Source organism: Streptomyces sp. NPDC032721 (assembly GCF_055579625.1).
In genome coordinates this window covers 621,033-638,098 of the sequence record NZ_JBVIMX010000001.1, presented here as the reverse complement: position 1 = coordinate 638,098, position 17,066 = coordinate 621,033, and the positions used below count along the sequence as shown (strand labels likewise).

Below are 17,066 nucleotides of genomic sequence, written 5' to 3'. Positions count from 1 at the left end.
TGTGTTCGCGAAGTTTCAACAAACTGTTGACGTCCAGTTGTTGAGAGCGTTAGCTATGCGCAGCCCGTCCAGCACAAGGCCACGGAGGCTCCCGTGACTTCGGTCCAGACACCGGGCCTCACCCGGTTCAACACCCTCTCCGAGACCGCGGCCCAGGCCGAACTCCACGAGGTGTGTGCCAGCTCGGCGTGGGGGAGCAAGCTCAGCGCTCAGCGCCCGTACGCCACCGCAGAAGAGCTTTTTCTCGCCAGTGACGCCGCCCTCGCGGAACTCACCGCCGAGGACCTCTCCGAAGCAATGGCGGGACACCCGCCGATCGGCCGCCCGAAGCCCGGGGACCCGACCTCAGCGCGCGAACAGCGCTCGATGGCCGGCGCCTCCGAGGAACTCAAGGCCGAGATGCTCGAACTGAACCTGGCGTACCAGGAGCGGTTCGGACACGTCTTTCTGATCTGTGCCACCGGCGCGACCGGTGAGTACATGCGCGATGCGGTGAAGACGCGGATCGAGAACTCGCCCGAGCAGGAGCGGGAGATCGTCCGCACCGAACTGGGCAAGATCAACCGCATCCGGCTGACCCGCCTCGTGGAATCGGAAGAAGAGAACTGATGAGTACCGCCACCACCGCCTCGGTGTCCACGCACATCCTGGACACCAGCATCGGCCGCCCCGCCGAGGGCGTCGCCATCACGCTGACCGCCCGCAGCGGCGCCGGCGCCGACTGGACGACGCTCGGCGGATCGAAGACCGACGCGGACGGGCGCTGCAAGGACCTCCCGGCCCTGCCGGAGGGCACGACCCACGTCCGGCTCGACTTCGAGACCGAGACCTACTTCGCCAGCAAGAAGAGCAAGACCGAAGCCGAGGCTCAGCAGGACGCCCCCCGCGTAAGGGACAGCGGCGCGTTCTTCCCGGAAGTGGCGATCACCTTCGCCGTCGTACCGGGCGAACACTTCCACGTACCGCTGCTGCTCAACCCGTTCGGCTACTCCGTATACCGAGGGAGCTAGCACCGATGCCCACCATTCTCGGCCAGAACCAGTACGGCAAAGCAGAGAACCGCGTCGTCAGGATCACGCGGGACGGCGACACCCACCACATCAAGGACCTGAACGTCTCGGTCGCACTCTCCGGCGACATGGACGACGTCCACTACTCCGGCTCGAACGCCAACGTGCTCCCCACGGACACCACCAAGAACACGGTGTACGCGTTCGCCAAGGAGCACGGCATCGAGTCCGCCGAGCAGTTCGGCATCCACCTCGCGCGTCACTTCGTGACCACGCAGGAGCCGATCAAGAAGGCCCGGATCCGGATCGAGGAGTACTCCTGGGAGCGCATCGCGACCTCGGACAACAACTCCAAGTTCATCGGCTCCGACGAGGTCAACCACTCCTTCGCCCGCAAGGGCCAGGAGCTGCGCACCACCCAGATCACCTTCGACGGGACGAACTGGGAGGTCATCTCCGGCCTCAAGGACCTGACGGTGATGAACTCCACCAACTCGGAGTTCTGGGGTTACGTCAAGGACAAGTACACGACGCTCAAGGAGGCGTACGACCGCATCCTGTGCACCGACGTCTCCGCCGCCTGGCGCTTCAACTGGACCAGCGACGACGACCGGATGCCCAACTGGGAGAAGTCGTACGAGCAGACCAAGAAGCACATCCTCCAGGCGTTCGCCGAGACGTACTCCCTGTCGCTCCAGCAGACGCTGTACCAAATGGGTTCGCGGGTCATCAACAGCCGTAGCGAGGTCGACGAGATCCGCTTCTCGCTGCCCAACAACCACCACTTCCTGGTCGACCTCGAACCGTTCGGGCTGAAGAACGACAACGAGGTCTATTTCGCAGCCGACCGCCCGTACGGCCTCATCGAGGCCACCATCCTCCGGGACGGGGTCGAGCCGCAGATCCCGGTCGACATGACCAACCTCTGACGCGGTCACGTCCGCGCCGCTCCCCGCCCGCAGTAGGGAGCGGCGCCGATCGACCGGAGGGAACGAACATTCATGGCACAGCCAGCAAAGGGGCCGGCAGCAGAAGGCCCGTGTTCCACCCGTAAAGAGGAGAGCACTCCGCTCGGGCAGCCGGTCGACCTCCTCGACCCCGTGCACCCGGTGGACGAAAAGCTCCCCGCCAAGCGGCTCGTCCCCGCCGCGCTCCAGCACATCGCCGCCATGTACGCAGGCGTCGTCACCCCTCCGCTCATCATCGGCCAGGCCTGCGGTCTGGACGCCGCCGGGATGACCCGGCTGATCGCCGCGAGCCTGCTGATCGCCGGACTCGCCACGATCCTGCAGACCATCGGCCTCACGAAGTTCGCCGGAAACCGGCTGCCCTTCGTCAACGCCGCCTCCTCCGCCGGCATCGCCCCGATGCTCGCCATCGCCGAGACCAGCGCGCCGGGACACCAACTCCCCGCGATCTACGGTGCGGTGATGGTCGCCGGAGTGTTCTGCCTCGCCATCGGCCCCTTCTTCGGGAAGCTGCTCCGCTTCTTCCCGCCGCTGGTCACCGGCGTCGTGATCACCCTCATCGGGGTGACGCTGATGCCCGTGCCCGTCGCCTGGGCACAGGGCGGCAACAAGGAATCCGCCGACTTCGGCGACATGAAGTACCTGGCGCTCGCCGCCTTCACCCTCGCCGTGATCCTGTTGATCCAGCGGTTCGGCAAGGGCTTCGTCAAGCAAGTCGCCCTGCTCTTCGGCATGTTGATCGGCACGCTGGCCGCCATCCCGTTCGGGCTGGCCGACTTCAGCGGGCTGAAGGAAGCCCCGATCGCCGCGCTCCCCACCCCCTTCGCCTTCGGCGCCCCCGAGTTCCAGCCCGCCGCGATCCTCTCGCTGTGCATCGTGATGCTGGTCCTGATGACCGAGTCCTCGGCCGGGATGCTCGCCCTCGGCAAGATCTGCGAACGCGACTGCGACGGGAAGACCATCACCCGGGGCCTGCGCACCGACGGCATCGCGACCCTGATCGGACCCGTCTTCGGCGGCTTCCCGACCAGCGCGTTCGCCCAGAACGTCGGCGTGGTCACGCTCACCAAGGTCCGCAGCAGGTACGTCGTCGCCGTCGCGGGCGGTGCGCTGCTCTTCCTCGGCGCCTTCCCCGTCCTCGGTGCGGTCGTCTCGATGGTCCCGATGCCCGTGCTCGGCGGCGCCGGAATCGTCCTCTTCGGCTCGATCGCGGTCAGCGGCATCCGTACCCTCTCCGAGGCCGGACTCGACGACAGCTCGAACATCATCCTCGTGGCGGTGGCACTCGGCGCGGGCATCATCCCGCTCGCCGCGCCCACCTTCTACGCGGACTTCCCCGCCTGGGCACAGACCGTCCTCGGCTCCGGCATCAGCGCCGGCGCACTGGTCGCGGTCCTGCTCAATCTCTTCTTCCACCATCTCGGCACCCGCGAGCGGCGCACGCCAGCGACGCCCGTGGCACTCAAATCCTCCTAGGGTCCTGCCGTGCCCATTCATCACAGAGGTAAAGGAACCAGTCCCATGGCAGCACCGGCAGCAAAAGCTTCGCGCGAGCCCGTCTCTCGTATCGTCATCGAGAACTGCGCGATCGCGACCGTCGACGCCAACGACACGGAATACGCGTCGGGCCACGTCGTCGTCGCGGGCAACCGGATCGAGTCCATCGGCGCGGGCACGGCGCCCGAGGGCCTGGAGAACGTGGTCCGCCGCATCGACGGCACCGGACATCTCGTCACTCCCGGCCTGATCAACACGCACCACCACTTCTACCAGTGGATCACCCGGGGCCTGGCCACCGACCACAACCTGTTCAACTGGCTCGTCGCCCTCTACCCCACCTGGGCGCGGATCGACGAACAGATGGTGACGGCGGCCGCCCAGGGCTCCCTGGCCATGATGGCCCGCGGCGGTGTCACCACCGCCATGGACCACCACTACGTCTTCCCGCGCGGCTCGGGCGACCTGTCGTCCGCGATCATCGGCGCCGCCTCCGACATGGGGGTACGTTTCACCCTCGCGCGGGGCTCCATGGACCGGGGCGAGTCGGACGGCGGCCTGCCGCCGGACTTCGCCATCGAAACCCTGGAGGGCGCGCTCGCCGCCACCGAAGCCACCGTCGACCAGCACCACGACGCGTCCTTCGACTCCATGACGCAGGTCGCCGTCGCGCCCTGTTCCCCCTTCTCGGTCTCGACCGAACTCATGAAGCAGGGCGCCGAGTTGGCGCGCCGCAAGGGAGTACGGCTGCACACCCACGGCAGCGAGACGGTCGAGGAGGAGAAGTTCTGCCACGAGCTGTTCGGCATGGGCCCCACCGACTACTTCGAGTCGACGGGCTGGCTCGGCAGCGACGTGTGGATGGCGCACTGCGTCCACATGAACGACTCCGACATCGCCGCCTTCGCCCGTACGGGAACCGGCGTCGCCCACTGCCCCTCCTCCAACGCACGTCTCGCCGCGGGCATCGCCCGGGTCCCCGACATGCTGAAGGCCGGAGTACCGGTCGGCCTGGGCGTCGACGGCACCGCCTCCAACGAGTCCGGTGAGCTGCACACCGAGCTGCGCAACGCGCTCCTCATCAACCGCCTCAACACCGAGCACCGCGAGCGGGCCCTCAACGCCCGCCAGGCGCTCCGCCTCGGCACCTACGGAGGCGCCCAAGTACTGGGCCGCGCGGCCCAGATCGGCTCGCTCGAAGCCGGCAAGCTCGCGGACCTGGTGATGTGGAAGATCGACGGCCTCGGCCACTCCACCATCGCCGACCCGGTCACCGCCATCGTCTTCGGCGCGGCGGCCCCGGTCACCCTGTCCCTCGTCAACGGCAAGCCCGTCGTCGAGGGGAACCACCTGATCACGGTGGACGAGGACGCCATCGCCCGCAGCGCGCGGGACGAGGCGCGCCGACTGGCCCGCATCGCGGCCGAACACTGATCGAACACTGATCGACATCACCGCGAAACGGCGGTGATCAACAATCTCCGGTCGGGGGGGACGGCCCCCGACCGGACCTGAACGGCCGAGCGGGCTGTTCAGGTGCCGCCCCGGGACATGGCCCAAAGCCTCGTGTCTCCGGGGCGGTCAGTACTACCTGGGCGCACCACCAGCAGCACCCGCACCACCGGCACACCGCACCGCCGCTCCACCCTCGGCACCGCCGTGCCTCCACAACTCCATAGCAAGCCCTTGCACCATGCACCACCTCCCAGAAGCGCGTGCCGCCCAAGTCGGTACTGGAAAACAACCGGAGGAGCCGCAGTGGCCACCAAGCCCAGGTTCACCAAGCAAGGCAACACCCCTTCAACTACCGAGCCCCCCGCGGCTGTTCACCCGGTGGACGAGAAACTCCCACCCCTGAAGATGGCCACCACGGGCCTCCAGCACGTCGCCGCCATGTACGCGGGCGTCGTCGCGCCCCCGCTCATCGTCGGCGCCGCCATCGGCCTCTCCCCGAAGGAACTCACCTTCCTCACCGGCGCCAGCCTCTTCATGGCCGGCATCGCCACCCTCCTCCAGACGCTCGGCGTCTGGAAGATCGGCGCCCGCCTCCCCTTCGTCAACGGCGTGACCTTCGCCGGCGTCGCCCCGATGCTCGCCATCGCCGACGGACAGTCCAAGGAGGACGCACTCCCCGTCATCTTCGGCGCGATCATCGTCGCGGGAGCCATCGGCTTCATCGGCGCCCCCTTCTTCTCGAAGCTGGTCCGCTTCTTCCCGCCGGTCGTCACCGGCTCGGTCATCACCCTGATCGGCGTCTCCCTCCTCCCGGTCGCCTTCGGCTGGGCACAGGGCCCCAACCCCAAGGCCGCGGACTACGGTTCGACGACCTTCCTGGGCCTGGCCGGCATCACCCTGGTCATCGTCCTGCTGCTGCGCCGCTTCACCCGGGGCTTCGTCAAGCAGATCGCCGTACTCCTGGGCCTGGTCATCGGCACCCTCATCGCGATCCCCTTCGGCGCCACCGACTTCAGCGCGGTCACCGAGGCGTCCGTGGTCGGCTTCCCGACCCCCTTCCACTTCGGCGCCCCGCAGTTCGTCGCCGCGGCGATCATCTCCATGTGTGTGGTCATGCTCGTCTCGATGACCGAGTCCACCGCCGACATGCTCGCCCTGGGCGAGATCGTCGAGCGCCCCGCCGACGAGAAGACCATTGCCGCCGGTCTGCGCGCCGACGCCCTGGGCTCCGCCGTCAGCCCCTTCTTCAACGGCTTCATGTGCAGCGCCTTCGCGCAGAACATCGGCCTGGTCGCCATGACCAAGATCCGCAGCCGGTTCGTGGTCGCGGCGGGCGGCGGCTTCCTGATCCTGATGGGCCTGTGCCCGATCGCCGCCTCCCTGATCGCGGTCGTTCCCCGCCCGGTCCTCGGCGGCGCCGGCATCGTCCTCTTCGGCTCGGTCGCGGCCAGCGGCATCCAGACCCTCGTCAAGGCGGGCCTGGAGAAGGACAACAACGTCCTGATCGTCGCCGTCTCGCTCGCGGTCGGCATCATCCCGATCACCTCGCCGAGCTTCTACCACCACTTCCCGGAGACCGCGAAGATCATCCTGGACTCCGGCATCTCCACGGGCTGCGTGGCGGCCGTCCTCCTCAACCTCGTCTTCAACCACATCGGCAAGCGCCGCGACGACGACGAGGTGACGGCCCCCATGGAGCCGGGCGCGGAAATCCCCCACCAGAGCGCGAAGCCGACAGCGGCCGCCCACTGAGGCCACTTCGGCCGAACGGTTCACAGCAGGGGCGGGCCCCGGAAAGTTGCCACAGCGCAACCCCGGGGCCCGCCCCTGCGTCATACCTCAAATCCCTTCGCCCGTACGTCAGTTGGCGTCGACCAGCGCCTCTCCCACGCCCGTCCGCGCGTACAGCACCACCCGCCCCGTGCGATGCGCGTCCACCAGGCCCGCCGCGCGCATTGCCGTCAGGTGCTGGGAGGCGCCGCCCGGGGTGATGCCCAGGCGGAGGGCCAGGTCGGTGGTGGAGGCGGGGGTGGTGAGTTCGGCGAGGAGGCGGGCCCGGGTGCGGCCCAGGACGCCGGCCAGGGTGTCCGAGCAGGCGGTCCGGGGTGGCTCCCAGAGGGTGCCGATACCGCGGGCCGGGTAGTGCAGGGTGGGGATGGGCTCGTCGTCGGCGAAGGCGGAGAAGATCCGCGGCCAGGTGAAGGCCGAAGGCACCAGGAGGAGACCGCGTCCTTGCAAGCGGCGCGGCCCGCTGTAGCAACGGTTGGGGACCTGCAACGTGCCGGTGTCCCAGGTGAGTTGGGGATCGAGGTCATCGAGAAGCGCCTGGGTGCCGCCCTCGGCGAACCGTTTCGCGCGGTGCGCGATGTCGCTCTCCAGAAGCCCGCTCAGACGCGGCCAGTACGGGGCGATGGCCACCTCCCAGTAGGCGGCGACGGTGTCCGCGAGGCGGGCCAGCTCCCGGTCCGGGTCGGCCCGGACGGCCGCCATCGCCTCCGTCAGTTCCGCCGATGTCGTACGGAGCCGGTGGGGCGGTGTTGCGCGCAGGGCTGCCAGTTCCACGTCAAGCGAGGGCTGCGGGGTGGTCGGCGGGGGCACCAGTACGCCGGGAATGGCGAGCGTCGGCACGATCACCAGGTCGAAGAGCGGCGCGAGATCGAGCTTGGCCGCCGCCAGCATCGGCCGCACCTGAGCGGCCCAATGCCGGTGCAGACCCTGGGGGTCGGCGCCCTTCAGCACCCGGACGCTGGCCACCACCTCCCACAGTGGCGACACCGCGAACCTGGTCCGCGCCACGTCTTCGAGCGTGAACTCGATCTCCAGGGTGCCGCCCGCCGGGTGCCGTGTGGTCATTTAGCCGAGGCTAAATCATTGGAACGCGTGGTGCGGCCCCTGCACCGTAACGCCCATGCAGTCAAAGAGATCTGTCCGAGCCGCGAGCCCGTGGCGGCACGCAGGGTTCCGTGCCCTCTTCACCGCCACCGCACTCAGTCATCTGAGCACCCACATCGGTTATGTGGCCGTGCCCCTGATCGCCGTGTCCGCGCTCGAAGCGACACCCGGGGAGGTCGGACTGCTCGCCACCCTGAGCACCCTCGCCTTCCTGCTCATCGGGCTGCCCGCCGGAGCCTGGGTGGACCGGATGCGGCACCGCCGGGTGCTGATCATGGCGGACCTGACACGCGCCGCGCTGTTCGCCTCGGTGCCGGTGGCCTGGGCGGCGGGCGTGCTCACCCTGGAGCAGCTGTACGCCGTGGTGCTGTTCAACGGCTGTGCGACCGTCTTCTTCGATGTGGGATCGCAGAGCGTCCTTCCACAACTAGTAGGCAGAGAAGGCTTGTTGGGGGCCAATGCCGCCGTGGTGGGCGTGCAGGCCGCCGGGACCGTGGCGGGCCGGGGCGCGGGTGGCGGACTGGTGGTACTGCTGACCGCGCCCTTCGCCGTGGTCGGCATGGGCCTCATCTATCTGGCCTCGGCGCTGCGGCTGCGTTCCCTGCCGGTCACCCCCGTCCCCGGCCGGCCCCCGCATCCCGTACCCCTGCGGGTGCAGATAGCGGAAGGGCTGCGGCATGTCCTCGGGCGCCGGGAACTGCGCGCCCTGGCCTTCACCGCATCCCTCTCCAATCTCGGCGCACAGCTCATCAACACGCTCCTCCCGCTGCTCTTCATCCGCGAACTCGGGCTCTCCGCGGGCTGGCTGGGCCTCTACTGGGCCATGGGCGGCCTCGGAATCCTGCTCGGCTCCCGGTGCGCCCGGCCGCTCGCGGCCCGGTTCGGCTACGGGCGGGGGATCGGTCTGGCAGGGCTGGTCCTGGCCCCCTCCGCGCTGCTCGTTCCGCTCGTCGACAAGGGGTTCTGGCTGGTGATCGCCGCGGCAGCCTGGCTGCTGACCAGCTTCGACTTCGGCGTCAACAACGTGCTGGGTGTCAGCCTCCGCCAGAGCCTCACCCCCGCCCCGCTCCTCGGCCGCATGAACGCCACCTTCCGCTTCATGCTCAGCGGCTCCCTCGCCATCGGCTCCGCTCTCGCGGGCCTGCTGGGAGAGTTCATCGGCATCCGCACCACGCTGTGGGTGGGGGCGGGCTGTCTGGCACTCGCCTTCCTTCCCGTATTCCTCTCACCGGTGCGCAAGCGGTATCAACTTCCGCAACCACAGGAAGAGTTGGCGTCGCCGCGACGTCAGCCGATCCGGTAGTCGTCCCCGTACACCTTCCACTCCAGCGGGGGCCGCAGCTCGAAGTTCTCCTCGTTCACGAAGACCCGCTGGGCCGTGTCGATGCGGCTGGTGTCCTCGTGTGCCTCCTCGCGCTTCATCGTCCGCTTCCGTACGTCGAGGAACGCGTGCAGGTACGCGCCCTGGCTGCCGCCGTCGGCGGGGGAGTCCGCCTTGCGCAGCGCGTGTGCGCGGATCGCGTCGAAGCCGTCGGGGCCGCCCGCCCCGTGCATCACCATCGCGTCGTAGTAGACGAACTGCCCGAGCGTGCCGAGCCCGTCCCGTTCGGCCTGCCGCACCGCGGGGTCGAAGTACACCCGGTCCCGCTCGTGGTTCTGCGCCTGCCGGAAGCCCGGGTCGCGTGCGGCTTCCTCCCAGTCGCGCACGAAGCGGGCGCCGAGCCCGCGGTGCGAGTCGGAGCCGTTCACCCGGCGCAGGGCGGGGAGGTACTTGGCCAGTACGTTGTCCGGGTCGGTGGCGGTGTAGCGCTCGACCAGCTCCAGCATGTCGCCGGTGCCGGAGCAGAACCCGATGATCCCGGCGGTGTAGCCGCGCCCGTCGCCGATGTCCTCGATGTAGCGGTACTGCTTCTTCCACTCCAGCGAGGAGTTCTCCGCGCTGGACACCAGCCGCATCGCGATGTCCTTCTTCTCCGGATCCCGCAGACCGGACGAGGCGCTGGTACGGGAATCCTCCCGCCTCTCCGCCGCCTCCGCGGTGCCCGCCGTGGCCGGTACGGCGGCCAGGGTCAGACCGAGCAGGGCGCGGGCGGCGTTCTGGGCGCGACGGGTGAGGGTGAGACGCATGGGACCTCCGGGGTCAGAGGGGACAAGGTTACGGATACCGGCCACCCTGAGACGGGCGGGCCCCCGGAACGGCTCCCTCACCCCGCCCGGTAGGTGTCCCCGTAGACCTTCCAGCGCAGCGGGGTGCTCAGCGAGAGGTTCCCCGCGCGCAGGAACACCCGCTGCGCGGTCTCTACCCGGCTGAGGTCCCCGTGCGAGGGCTCCCGCTTCATCGAGGTGACCCGTACATCGAGGAACGCCTCCAGGTACGCCCGCTCGTCGCCCCCCTCGGCGGGCGGCGCGGCCCGCTTACGGGCGCGCTCGCGCAGGGTGCGGAAGCCGGTCGAGTTCGGGCTGTCGCCGAGCCCGTGCATCACCAACGCGTCGAAGTACACGAACTGGCCCAGCGCCCCGAGCCCGTCCGCCTTCCCCTGCCGTACCGCCGGATCGAAGTACTCCCGGTCCCGCTGGACGTCCTGCGCGGCGCGGAACAGCGGATCGGTGTCGGCGGCCTCCTGCCACGCCCCGGTGAAGGGTTCGCCGAGCCCTGCGTGCGACTCGCTCCCCTTCACCGCGCGCAGGGCGGGCAGATACTCCGCCAGTACGTTGCCGGGGCGCGCGGCGGTGTAGCGCTCGACCAACTTCAGCATGTCGCCGGTGCCGGAGCAGAAGCCGACGATCCCGGCGGTGTAGCCGCGCCCGTCGCCGATGTCCTCGATGTAGCGGTACTGCTTCTTCCACTCCAGCGAGGAGTTCTCCGCGCTGGAGATCAGCCGCATGGCGAGCTCCTTCTTCGCGGGCGCGTCGAGGTCCGCCGGCCGGGCTGGAGCGGCGGGCTTCCGCGCGGCCGGCCGCGCGGGGGCGGGCGTCGTCGCGGGAGGTGTCGGTGCGGGTGGTGCCGGTGCGGCAGGCGTCACTGCCGTAGCCGCATCCGTGCCCCCGCCGTTCCCACCCGTATCCACGCTTACGCACCCCACCAGTACCGAGACGGCGGCAACCGGTCCCAGTACACGCATCACGGAATTCACCCGCTGACCTTGGCACGCGGGCACCCCCTGTACCGTCGGAGTCATGGAAGATCACTCCGTCGTCGACGTGGGCGACGTACGCATGGCGTACCGCTCCTGGGGCGACCAGCACGGCGCCCCCGTCATCCTGCTCCACGGAATCGGCAGTTCCGCCCTGAGCTGGGAGAAGACCGGCCAGGCGCTCGGTGAGGAATGGCGGGTGTACGCGCTCGATCTGCGCGGCCACGGCGAGAGCGACTGGCCCGACGAATACGACCTGGAGCTGATGCGGGACGACGTCCTGGGCTTCATCGAGGAGTCGAAGATCGACCGCGCGGGCGTGGTCGGCCACGGCATGGGCGGCGTCGTCGCCTACCTCTTGGCACAGGACCACCCGGACCGGGTGGAGCGTCTAGTACTGGAGGAGACTCCGGCACCCTTCGCGGGCGCGGAGGACGTGGTTCCGTCGGACGGGCCCGTCGACTACGACGAGAACGCCGTCCCGGAGATCCAGGCACAGCTGGCGGACCCGCCGTCCGAGTGGCTCGACCGGCTGGGCGAGATCGTCGCCCCGACGCTGATGGTCACGGGCGGCCCGGACAGCGAGATGGACCAGTCCTGGCTGCCGGACATGGCCGACCGCATCCCGGACTGCGCGCAGATCACGCTGCCGGGCGGGCACCGGATCCACGAGCGCAGTGCGCAGCAGTTCGCGGACAAGGTGAGCGACTTCTTCAGCAGCTGACGGGGCCGCCCGCGCGCCCGCACCCTGGTGTCCCCGCACCCCCGCATCCCCCGCTCAGCCGTCGAGCCAGTCGCCGTCCAGTGCGGTGGGCTCGTGACCCAGGCTGTTCCACAGGAAGTGCGGGTGCGCGGCGCCGAACAGATAGATGAGCAGCACGGTGTTCTCCCGCCAGCCGGGAGCACCGCCCATGTTCAGGGTGTGCCAGTAGTCCGCGCCGACCTGGCCCGAGCCGTTCTGTATCTCGTCGACGCCCTCGCCGCCCGACGCCGCGGCCGCGAGCGCCGCGACGTAGGTCTGGCGCAGGATGTCCCAGGTGGTCGCGGTGTCGCCGCGCCATTCGCCGTGCAGCGCCTCGAATCCGGCGAGTTCGGAGTGGAACAGTTCCCAGGCGGTGGGGAACTCGCTCCGGCACCGGTCGGAGAGCTCCGTGGCGCGCGGGCCCAACTTCTCCACGGCGGGCCGTTCTCCGGTGCGCAGGGTGATGCCCGAAGTCAGCAGTCCGGTACAGGGGTTGGGCTGGAGCCGGCACAGTACGCAGTCCTCGACCGGGGACAGGCCGGCGGTGATGCCGTCGTACCAGAGGGCGTGCCGGCCGTTCAGCCCCATCCACACGGCGGTGGCCCCGACCAGCCCCTCGTTCCACAGGACACCGCGCGACTCCGGCATGCACGCGTACTTGATCAGCGCGATGACGCTCGCGGCCAGCATGGTCTTGTCGTGCGCGGGTATCTCCGCCAGCCAGAAGTTGTTGATCTCGCCGGAGGCGGCGTCGGCGCGTACGTCCACCATGTCGTCCACCAGCCGGGACATCACCAGGATGGCGAGGTTCTCCTCGCGCCAGAGCTGGTCGTCGGGGGAGACGTGCCACCACAGGCAGTCCATCGTCTGGAGCATGGTGTACGTGGCCCGGTCCAGCGGGGTGGACTGCGGGAGCGCGACCTTGCCCTGCCGGTGCAGGTCGATCCAGTACTCGTCCACCGACCGCTTGTAGTTGATGAAGATCCCGCTGATCAGGGCACGGGCCCCGTTGATGTCGAAGTCTTCGGTGAGGCGTTCGTGGACGGTGCGGGTGGTGGCGGGGATGTCGAGGGCCATGCCGGTGCGTTTGTACTCGGGGAAGGTGAGGATGTCGTCCTCGTAGCGGTACCTGAGGGCACGGCCGGTGTCGGCGTCCTGGAGCGCCCTGTTCCACACCCAGCCGCCGGTCAGGACGGAGTCGAGCTCCTGGCGGTAGGGCCAGATCTTCACGGCGAGGGGCATGCCGTCGCTGCGGCGGAAGGCGTAGTCGCCGATGCGGCGCGGGGGCGGCTTGGGAAGCGTGGAGCAGAACAGGCACGAGCAGGGGGCGTGCTGCTCGTCGGGCGTGGCGGCGCGGTGTGCCGGAGAGCCCTCCGCGCGCTCGCGCCAGGCACCCTCCAGCATCTCGGCGACCAGCCTGCATAACGCGGCGTCGGTCTCCAGGGCGGGGAACGCCGCCCGGACGACGGCGAGTTCCTCGTCGAGCGCGCGGAGGCGGGCGGCGCCGTGTTGATCCGGCGCGGGAAACTCACGGGGGCGGCCGGTGGCGAGGGCTCCGTCCAGCCGGAGCGTGGTGTCGCCGCGAGGCCGGGGCGCGGCGTCGCCGACGAGCCGCTTCAACCGGGCGGCCCCCTGCGCCTCGCGCTGTTCGTAGGCGTCGGCGCGCGGCCGGACGTTCGCCTTGATCGTGTGCGCGAGGTGCTCGCTGATCCCGGCCTGACTGATCCCGTCTCGTTCCATAGTTCAGGACTCCCTGTGTCACCGGTCGTGCAATTCGCCGGGACCTGCGTACGCGGTGGGCTCCGGGAACCGCGGAGGGGAAGTAACTGGGCCTTCCCGCTGGCCAGTTACAGGCGGTTCGGGGTGGGGAATCGCGCCGCTGTCGACACCCGCTCACAAGGATTTCCGTAATCAGAGCAGAACAAACGTTCCAAGTTTCATGAGTCACTGAGCGGTGAAACGGCCGCGGCGGGACGGCTGCTGGGGCCGCGCGGACCGACCCGGCGACGGCGGTGGCGGGCGCCAGGCCGATGCGGGCATTTCTGCTGTTCAGGGGTGTGCTTACGGTACGCAACTCGACGTCCCCTGCGGGAAGTTCGCCGGAGGTGGAGCGAGTGTCCCGACGGGAGGGGTGTCTGCGCGGCGGAATCTTTTTCCGATGATCATGTTCGAGTGATGTTCGAGATTGAGCCATGAGGAGGGGGTGGGGGAGGGGAGGTGGCGGGCCCGGCCACGGCCGCCGGCCATGTGCGGGTGTGTGCGTGGCTGGCCGCGCAGTTCCCCGCGCCCCTGGATGGCTGGGGGCGCGGGGAACTGCGCGAGCAACCACACTCGACCCGCTGCTCACAACCCCTGGCCCCGCGGAGCGGTTTAGGGAAGGGGCGGGGAGGGGCACCTGCCCGCCGCAGGCGCGACACCGTCCGGTGTGGGGATTGGTGGTTCTGGGGGTTGTGGCGGGCCGACGACCGTGGCATACAGGTCTGGACCATTGCCCCCACGGATGAGAGGTCCAGTCGTGCAACGCCCCGCCGTGTACGCCGCGTTGACCTGCACCGCCCTCCTGCTCGCCACCACCACCGCCTGCACCGGTGCCAAAGCCCAGGCTCCGCTCGATCGGACCAGGCCCTCCACCCCCGGCGGGGTCACCGCCCAGGCGGGCAGCGCCACTTCCGTGCACGTCATGTGGAGTCCGGCCTCCGACGACATCGGAGTGGTGGCCTACGAGGTGTACGAGAAGGGCGCGAAGGTCAAGTCCGTCGCCGCCCCGGGCACCATGGTCGACGTGGACCGGCTCGCGCCCGCCACGGCGTACGCCTTCACCGTGCGCGCCCGTGACCTCGCCGGGAACCTCTCCGCGCCGAGCACCGTCGTCGCGGCCCGCACCCCGGCCCCCACCCCGGACGACCGCAAGCCGCCCACCACGCCCACCGGGCTCAAGGGGGAGGTGGCGGGCGCCGACGCGGTGACCCTGAGCTGGGGGCGGGCGAAGGACCCCGGCGGCGGCGTCACCGCGTACGACATCTACCAGGAGAACTCCCGCATCCACAGCGTGCGCGGCACCGAGACCAGCACCCGGGTCGGCGGACTGCGCCCCGGCACCGTCTACACCTTCACCGTCCGCGCCCGGGACGCCGCCGAGAACTCGTCCCCCGACAGCCGCTCCGTCGACCTGACCACCGCCGCCGGGCCGGGGCAGGGGCCCTCCACCGCTCCGACCGGGCTGACGGCCACCGCCCGTACCGCCGCCGGTTCGGGCGAGCGGACCGTCGTACTGAGCTGGACACAGCCGCGTACCGGCGGCGAAGTACGGGAGTACCAGCTGTACTTGAACGGGAAGTTCGCCACCACCATCGCCTGGGGTGCGGCCCCGCCGGACGGCCCGGCCACGTACACCTTCACGGTCAGCGACCCGCCCGGCACCCGCTACAGCGTCAAGCTGCGCGCGAAGCTGCCGGACGGGAAGTGGGGGGACTTCTCGGCGGCGCGGACGGTGACCTCGGGGGGTTGAGGCAGCGGGCGGGGACGGCGGCCGTTTCCCTGGCAGGCGCGGTGTTGCCCCTGGTCATGGGCAACCGGGAAACGGGGCGCGCGGCCCGCGAGCGGGGGCAAGGTCTTCGGTACCGGCAACGCCCGTCCAGGGCCGCCGGGTCCGGGTCCTCACCAGGTCCTTGGGCATCCTCAGCCTCAGAAGGAGAAGCGTGATGAGTCACCGCATGCGCATCGCCGCCGCGACCCTCAGCGCCGGACTGGTCCTCGCGGCCACCGGCCTCGGTACGGCCGCCCAGGCATCCGCACCCACGACCCCCACCGCCACGACCGTCAACGGGCCCGCCGCGGCGCCCTGTTGGGCCAGCGGCGGCAAGTGGTGGTGCAACAACAAGAGGGGCGCGGCGGTCTGGGCGGCCGACAGCGTCACCATCGTGGGCTACATGCACAGCAACCCGTCCTGGTTCGACTGCCGCCTGGAGGCCGACCCCACCGGCGGCGGTGGCCCGCACCCCAACCGGTGGCTACTGACCACCGCCGACAACGGCAAGCGGGGCTGGATGAAGGACAGCGACATCTACAGCGAGACGAACACCGTCGAAACCTGCTGAGCGGCGGGCCCCTCGGCCCGGTCCTGCCTCAGACGGTCCCCGCCGAAGCTCAGCTCCGTTCCAGCCGGCTCCCGCCGAACGCGCCCGACCCGTCCGCCGTCTCCCACCAGGCGGTCAGGTCGGGCTCGGTCATGCTGCGCCAGTTTGGGGTCTCCCGCACCATCGCCCGGCCCAGCGCCCTGCCCAGATCCACCATGGCGCGGCCCGCCGGGGCCCGGGCGGTGTCGTACGCGGCCAGGGCTTCGGCGGGGGTGCCGGCCGAGGTCATGGCCTGCTGGAGCGCGGCGGCGTCCTGGAGGGCCTTCACCGCACCCGCGCCCGTGTGCGGGCGGGCCACCGTCGCCGCGTCACCGACCAGGGCCAGCCGGTCGGTGGCGTAGTGCGGTGCGGTGAAGTCGTACAGCGGCTGTACGAAGCGGTCGGCGGGCCCGGTGGCCTCGATCAGGGCGGTGAAGAACGGCGGGAGGTGGTGCGTGGTGAGGTGGGCCAGGTGCTCCGCGAGGAGCGGGGTGAGGGCGCGCAGGCCCTCCGCCGGGAGCGTGTAACCGGCGGGCGGGGCCGTGTAGAAGACCCAGTTGACCCGGTGGCCGCCCTTGTCGTCGGGGATGCGGTAGATGACGATGTGCCCGCCGTCGAAGACCACGTACGCGCACTGGTCGACCGGCCACAGGTGCGCGTCGGGCAGCTTTGACTCGGGGTAGGCGCCCCGCCAGGCCAGGTAGCCCGCGTAGTCGGGGACGACCGACGGGCAGGCCGCCGTACGGACGAGGGAGCGGTAGCCGTCCGCGCCGATGGCGAGGTCGTACTCCTCGCCGTCCAGGTCGACGCCGCGCGTGGTGAGCCTGAGCTGCTTCGCCGCGGCACCGGTGCGGAAGTCCACCGAGTCGGGGACCCTGGCGCGCAGTTCGCGCCAGAGCGGGCCCCAGTTGTACGTGCGGAACGTGAAGGGCATGCGGGCCAGGTGGCGGCCGAGCGGGGAGGTGGCCGAGTCGTCCCGTACGTACCAATGGCGGTGGGTGAGCTGTACCCACGGCATGCCCGTGTCCATAAACCCGGCCGCCTCCAGCTCCGCGTACCTGGCGTCGTGCATCGCCACTCCGACGCCCCGGTCCGCGAGCCGGCCGCCGGTGCGTTCGTACACGGTGATCCCGGCGGCACCTCCCCGGTGCGCGGCGAGCGCCGCCGCGCAGCCCGCGATCGATCCGCCCACGACTGCGACCCTGCTGCCACTGATCATGTGCTCATTGTGACAGGGGAGTTGGGGCTCGGTC

At 70.0% G+C, this 17,066-nt stretch carries 15 protein-coding genes; 10 read left to right on the top strand and 5 right to left on the bottom strand.

Annotation, left to right across the window (positions count from 1 at the left end):
* The first annotated feature begins 93 nt into the window (after positions 1-93).
* The 6 genes from uraD to ACZ5PB_RS02690 all read left to right on the top strand — a co-directional run bounded on the left by uraD (position 94) and on the right by ACZ5PB_RS02690 (position 6,682).
* Positions 94-609, top strand: a complete 516-nt coding sequence (gene uraD, locus ACZ5PB_RS02715) for a 2-oxo-4-hydroxy-4-carboxy-5-ureidoimidazoline decarboxylase (protein WP_468687116.1) — start codon at positions 94-96, stop codon at positions 607-609.
* Complete coding sequence (uraH, locus tag ACZ5PB_RS02710) at positions 609-1,010, top strand: hydroxyisourate hydrolase (RefSeq protein ID WP_468687115.1); 402 nt, start codon at positions 609-611, stop codon at positions 1,008-1,010. Before uraD ends, uraH begins: the two co-directional genes overlap by 1 nt.
* Before the next feature lie 5 nt (positions 1,011-1,015).
* The gene (pucL, locus tag ACZ5PB_RS02705) at positions 1,016-1,939 is read left to right on the top strand and encodes a factor-independent urate hydroxylase (protein ID WP_468687114.1); all 924 of its coding nucleotides are present in this window, start codon (positions 1,016-1,018) and stop codon (positions 1,937-1,939) included.
* 72 nt (positions 1,940-2,011) lie between these two features.
* Positions 2,012-3,454, top strand: coding sequence for a nucleobase:cation symporter-2 family protein (locus tag ACZ5PB_RS02700; protein WP_468687112.1), 1,443 nt, complete (start codon positions 2,012-2,014; stop codon positions 3,452-3,454).
* A gap of 45 nt (positions 3,455-3,499) precedes the next feature.
* Positions 3,500-4,909 carry an 8-oxoguanine deaminase gene (locus tag ACZ5PB_RS02695; RefSeq protein WP_468687111.1) on the top strand — a complete coding sequence of 470 codons (1,410 nt, stop codon included), beginning with the start codon at positions 3,500-3,502 and terminating at the stop codon, positions 4,907-4,909.
* A gap of 426 nt (positions 4,910-5,335) precedes the next feature.
* Positions 5,336-6,682 carry a nucleobase:cation symporter-2 family protein gene (locus tag ACZ5PB_RS02690; protein WP_468688248.1) on the top strand — a complete coding sequence of 449 codons (1,347 nt, stop codon included), beginning with the start codon at positions 5,336-5,338 and terminating at the stop codon, positions 6,680-6,682.
* 108 nt (positions 6,683-6,790) lie between these two features.
* Here ACZ5PB_RS02690 and ACZ5PB_RS02685 read toward each other — a convergent pair whose 3' ends face one another.
* Positions 6,791-7,783 (bottom strand): DUF5937 family protein, encoded by a 993-nt coding sequence (locus tag ACZ5PB_RS02685; RefSeq protein ID WP_468687109.1) that lies wholly within the window; start codon positions 7,781-7,783, stop codon positions 6,791-6,793.
* A gap of 55 nt (positions 7,784-7,838) precedes the next feature.
* Here ACZ5PB_RS02685 and ACZ5PB_RS02680 point away from each other — a divergent pair, with 55 nt between their 5' ends.
* Positions 7,839-9,125 carry an MFS transporter gene (locus ACZ5PB_RS02680; protein WP_468687107.1) on the top strand — a complete coding sequence of 429 codons (1,287 nt, stop codon included), beginning with the start codon at positions 7,839-7,841 and terminating at the stop codon, positions 9,123-9,125.
* On the opposite strand, the gene ACZ5PB_RS02675 is transcribed toward ACZ5PB_RS02680, so the two are convergent.
* Both ACZ5PB_RS02675 and ACZ5PB_RS02670 read right to left on the bottom strand, forming a co-directional pair.
* The gene (locus tag ACZ5PB_RS02675; protein WP_468687105.1) at positions 9,110-9,949 is read right to left on the bottom strand and encodes a chitosanase; all 840 of its coding nucleotides are present in this window, start codon (positions 9,947-9,949) and stop codon (positions 9,110-9,112) included. The genes ACZ5PB_RS02680 and ACZ5PB_RS02675 overlap by 16 nt on opposite strands.
* A 77-nt stretch (positions 9,950-10,026) precedes the next feature.
* Positions 10,027-10,944, bottom strand: a complete 918-nt coding sequence (locus ACZ5PB_RS02670; protein WP_468687103.1) for a chitosanase — start codon at positions 10,942-10,944, stop codon at positions 10,027-10,029.
* A gap of 55 nt (positions 10,945-10,999) precedes the next feature.
* Between ACZ5PB_RS02670 and ACZ5PB_RS02665 the strand changes: the two genes are divergently transcribed.
* Positions 11,000-11,680 carry an alpha/beta fold hydrolase gene (locus ACZ5PB_RS02665; protein WP_468687101.1) on the top strand — a complete coding sequence of 227 codons (681 nt, stop codon included), beginning with the start codon at positions 11,000-11,002 and terminating at the stop codon, positions 11,678-11,680.
* Between the two features lie 54 nt (positions 11,681-11,734).
* Here the strand turns inward: ACZ5PB_RS02665 and ACZ5PB_RS02660 are convergent, their stop codons facing one another.
* Entirely contained in the window at positions 11,735-13,438 is a 1,704-nt protein-coding gene (locus ACZ5PB_RS02660; RefSeq protein WP_468687098.1) for a hypothetical protein, read from the bottom strand.
* Between the two features lie 775 nt (positions 13,439-14,213).
* On the opposite strand from ACZ5PB_RS02660, the gene ACZ5PB_RS02655 reads away from it, so the two are divergent.
* Both ACZ5PB_RS02655 and ACZ5PB_RS02650 read left to right on the top strand, forming a co-directional pair.
* The gene (locus ACZ5PB_RS02655) at positions 14,214-15,206 is read left to right on the top strand and encodes a fibronectin type III domain-containing protein (RefSeq protein ID WP_468687096.1); all 993 of its coding nucleotides are present in this window, start codon (positions 14,214-14,216) and stop codon (positions 15,204-15,206) included.
* Positions 15,207-15,399: 193 nt separating this feature from the next.
* Positions 15,400-15,795: a hypothetical protein gene (locus ACZ5PB_RS02650; RefSeq protein WP_468687095.1), complete on the top strand. Its 396-nt coding sequence runs from the start codon at positions 15,400-15,402 to the stop codon at positions 15,793-15,795.
* Positions 15,796-15,844: 49 nt separating this feature from the next.
* Here the strand turns inward: ACZ5PB_RS02650 and ACZ5PB_RS02645 are convergent, their stop codons facing one another.
* Positions 15,845-17,032, bottom strand: coding sequence for an FAD binding domain-containing protein (locus ACZ5PB_RS02645; RefSeq protein WP_468687094.1), 1,188 nt, complete (start codon positions 17,030-17,032; stop codon positions 15,845-15,847).
* Positions 17,033-17,066 lie beyond the last annotated feature (34 nt).

Coding starts and splice junctions, on each gene's coding strand:
- uraH (WP_468687115.1), top strand. CDS start 609: ATGAGTACCGCCACCACCGCCTCGGTGTCCACGCACATCCTGGACACC.
- pucL (WP_468687114.1), top strand. CDS start 1,016: ATGCCCACCATTCTCGGCCAGAACCAGTACGGCAAAGCAGAGAACCGC.
- ACZ5PB_RS02700 (WP_468687112.1), top strand. CDS start 2,012: ATGGCACAGCCAGCAAAGGGGCCGGCAGCAGAAGGCCCGTGTTCCACC.
- ACZ5PB_RS02695 (WP_468687111.1), top strand. CDS start 3,500: ATGGCAGCACCGGCAGCAAAAGCTTCGCGCGAGCCCGTCTCTCGTATC.
- ACZ5PB_RS02690 (WP_468688248.1), top strand. CDS start 5,336: ATGGCCACCACGGGCCTCCAGCACGTCGCCGCCATGTACGCGGGCGTC.
- ACZ5PB_RS02685 (WP_468687109.1), bottom strand. CDS start 7,783: ATGACCACACGGCACCCGGCGGGCGGCACCCTGGAGATCGAGTTCACG.
- ACZ5PB_RS02680 (WP_468687107.1), top strand. CDS start 7,839: ATGCAGTCAAAGAGATCTGTCCGAGCCGCGAGCCCGTGGCGGCACGCA.
- ACZ5PB_RS02675 (WP_468687105.1), bottom strand. CDS start 9,949: ATGCGTCTCACCCTCACCCGTCGCGCCCAGAACGCCGCCCGCGCCCTG.
- ACZ5PB_RS02670 (WP_468687103.1), bottom strand. CDS start 10,944: ATGCGTGTACTGGGACCGGTTGCCGCCGTCTCGGTACTGGTGGGGTGC.
- ACZ5PB_RS02665 (WP_468687101.1), top strand. CDS start 11,000: ATGGAAGATCACTCCGTCGTCGACGTGGGCGACGTACGCATGGCGTAC.
- ACZ5PB_RS02660 (WP_468687098.1), bottom strand. CDS start 13,438: ATGGAACGAGACGGGATCAGTCAGGCCGGGATCAGCGAGCACCTCGCG.
- ACZ5PB_RS02650 (WP_468687095.1), top strand. CDS start 15,400: ATGAGTCACCGCATGCGCATCGCCGCCGCGACCCTCAGCGCCGGACTG.
- ACZ5PB_RS02645 (WP_468687094.1), bottom strand. CDS start 17,032: ATGATCAGTGGCAGCAGGGTCGCAGTCGTGGGCGGATCGATCGCGGGC.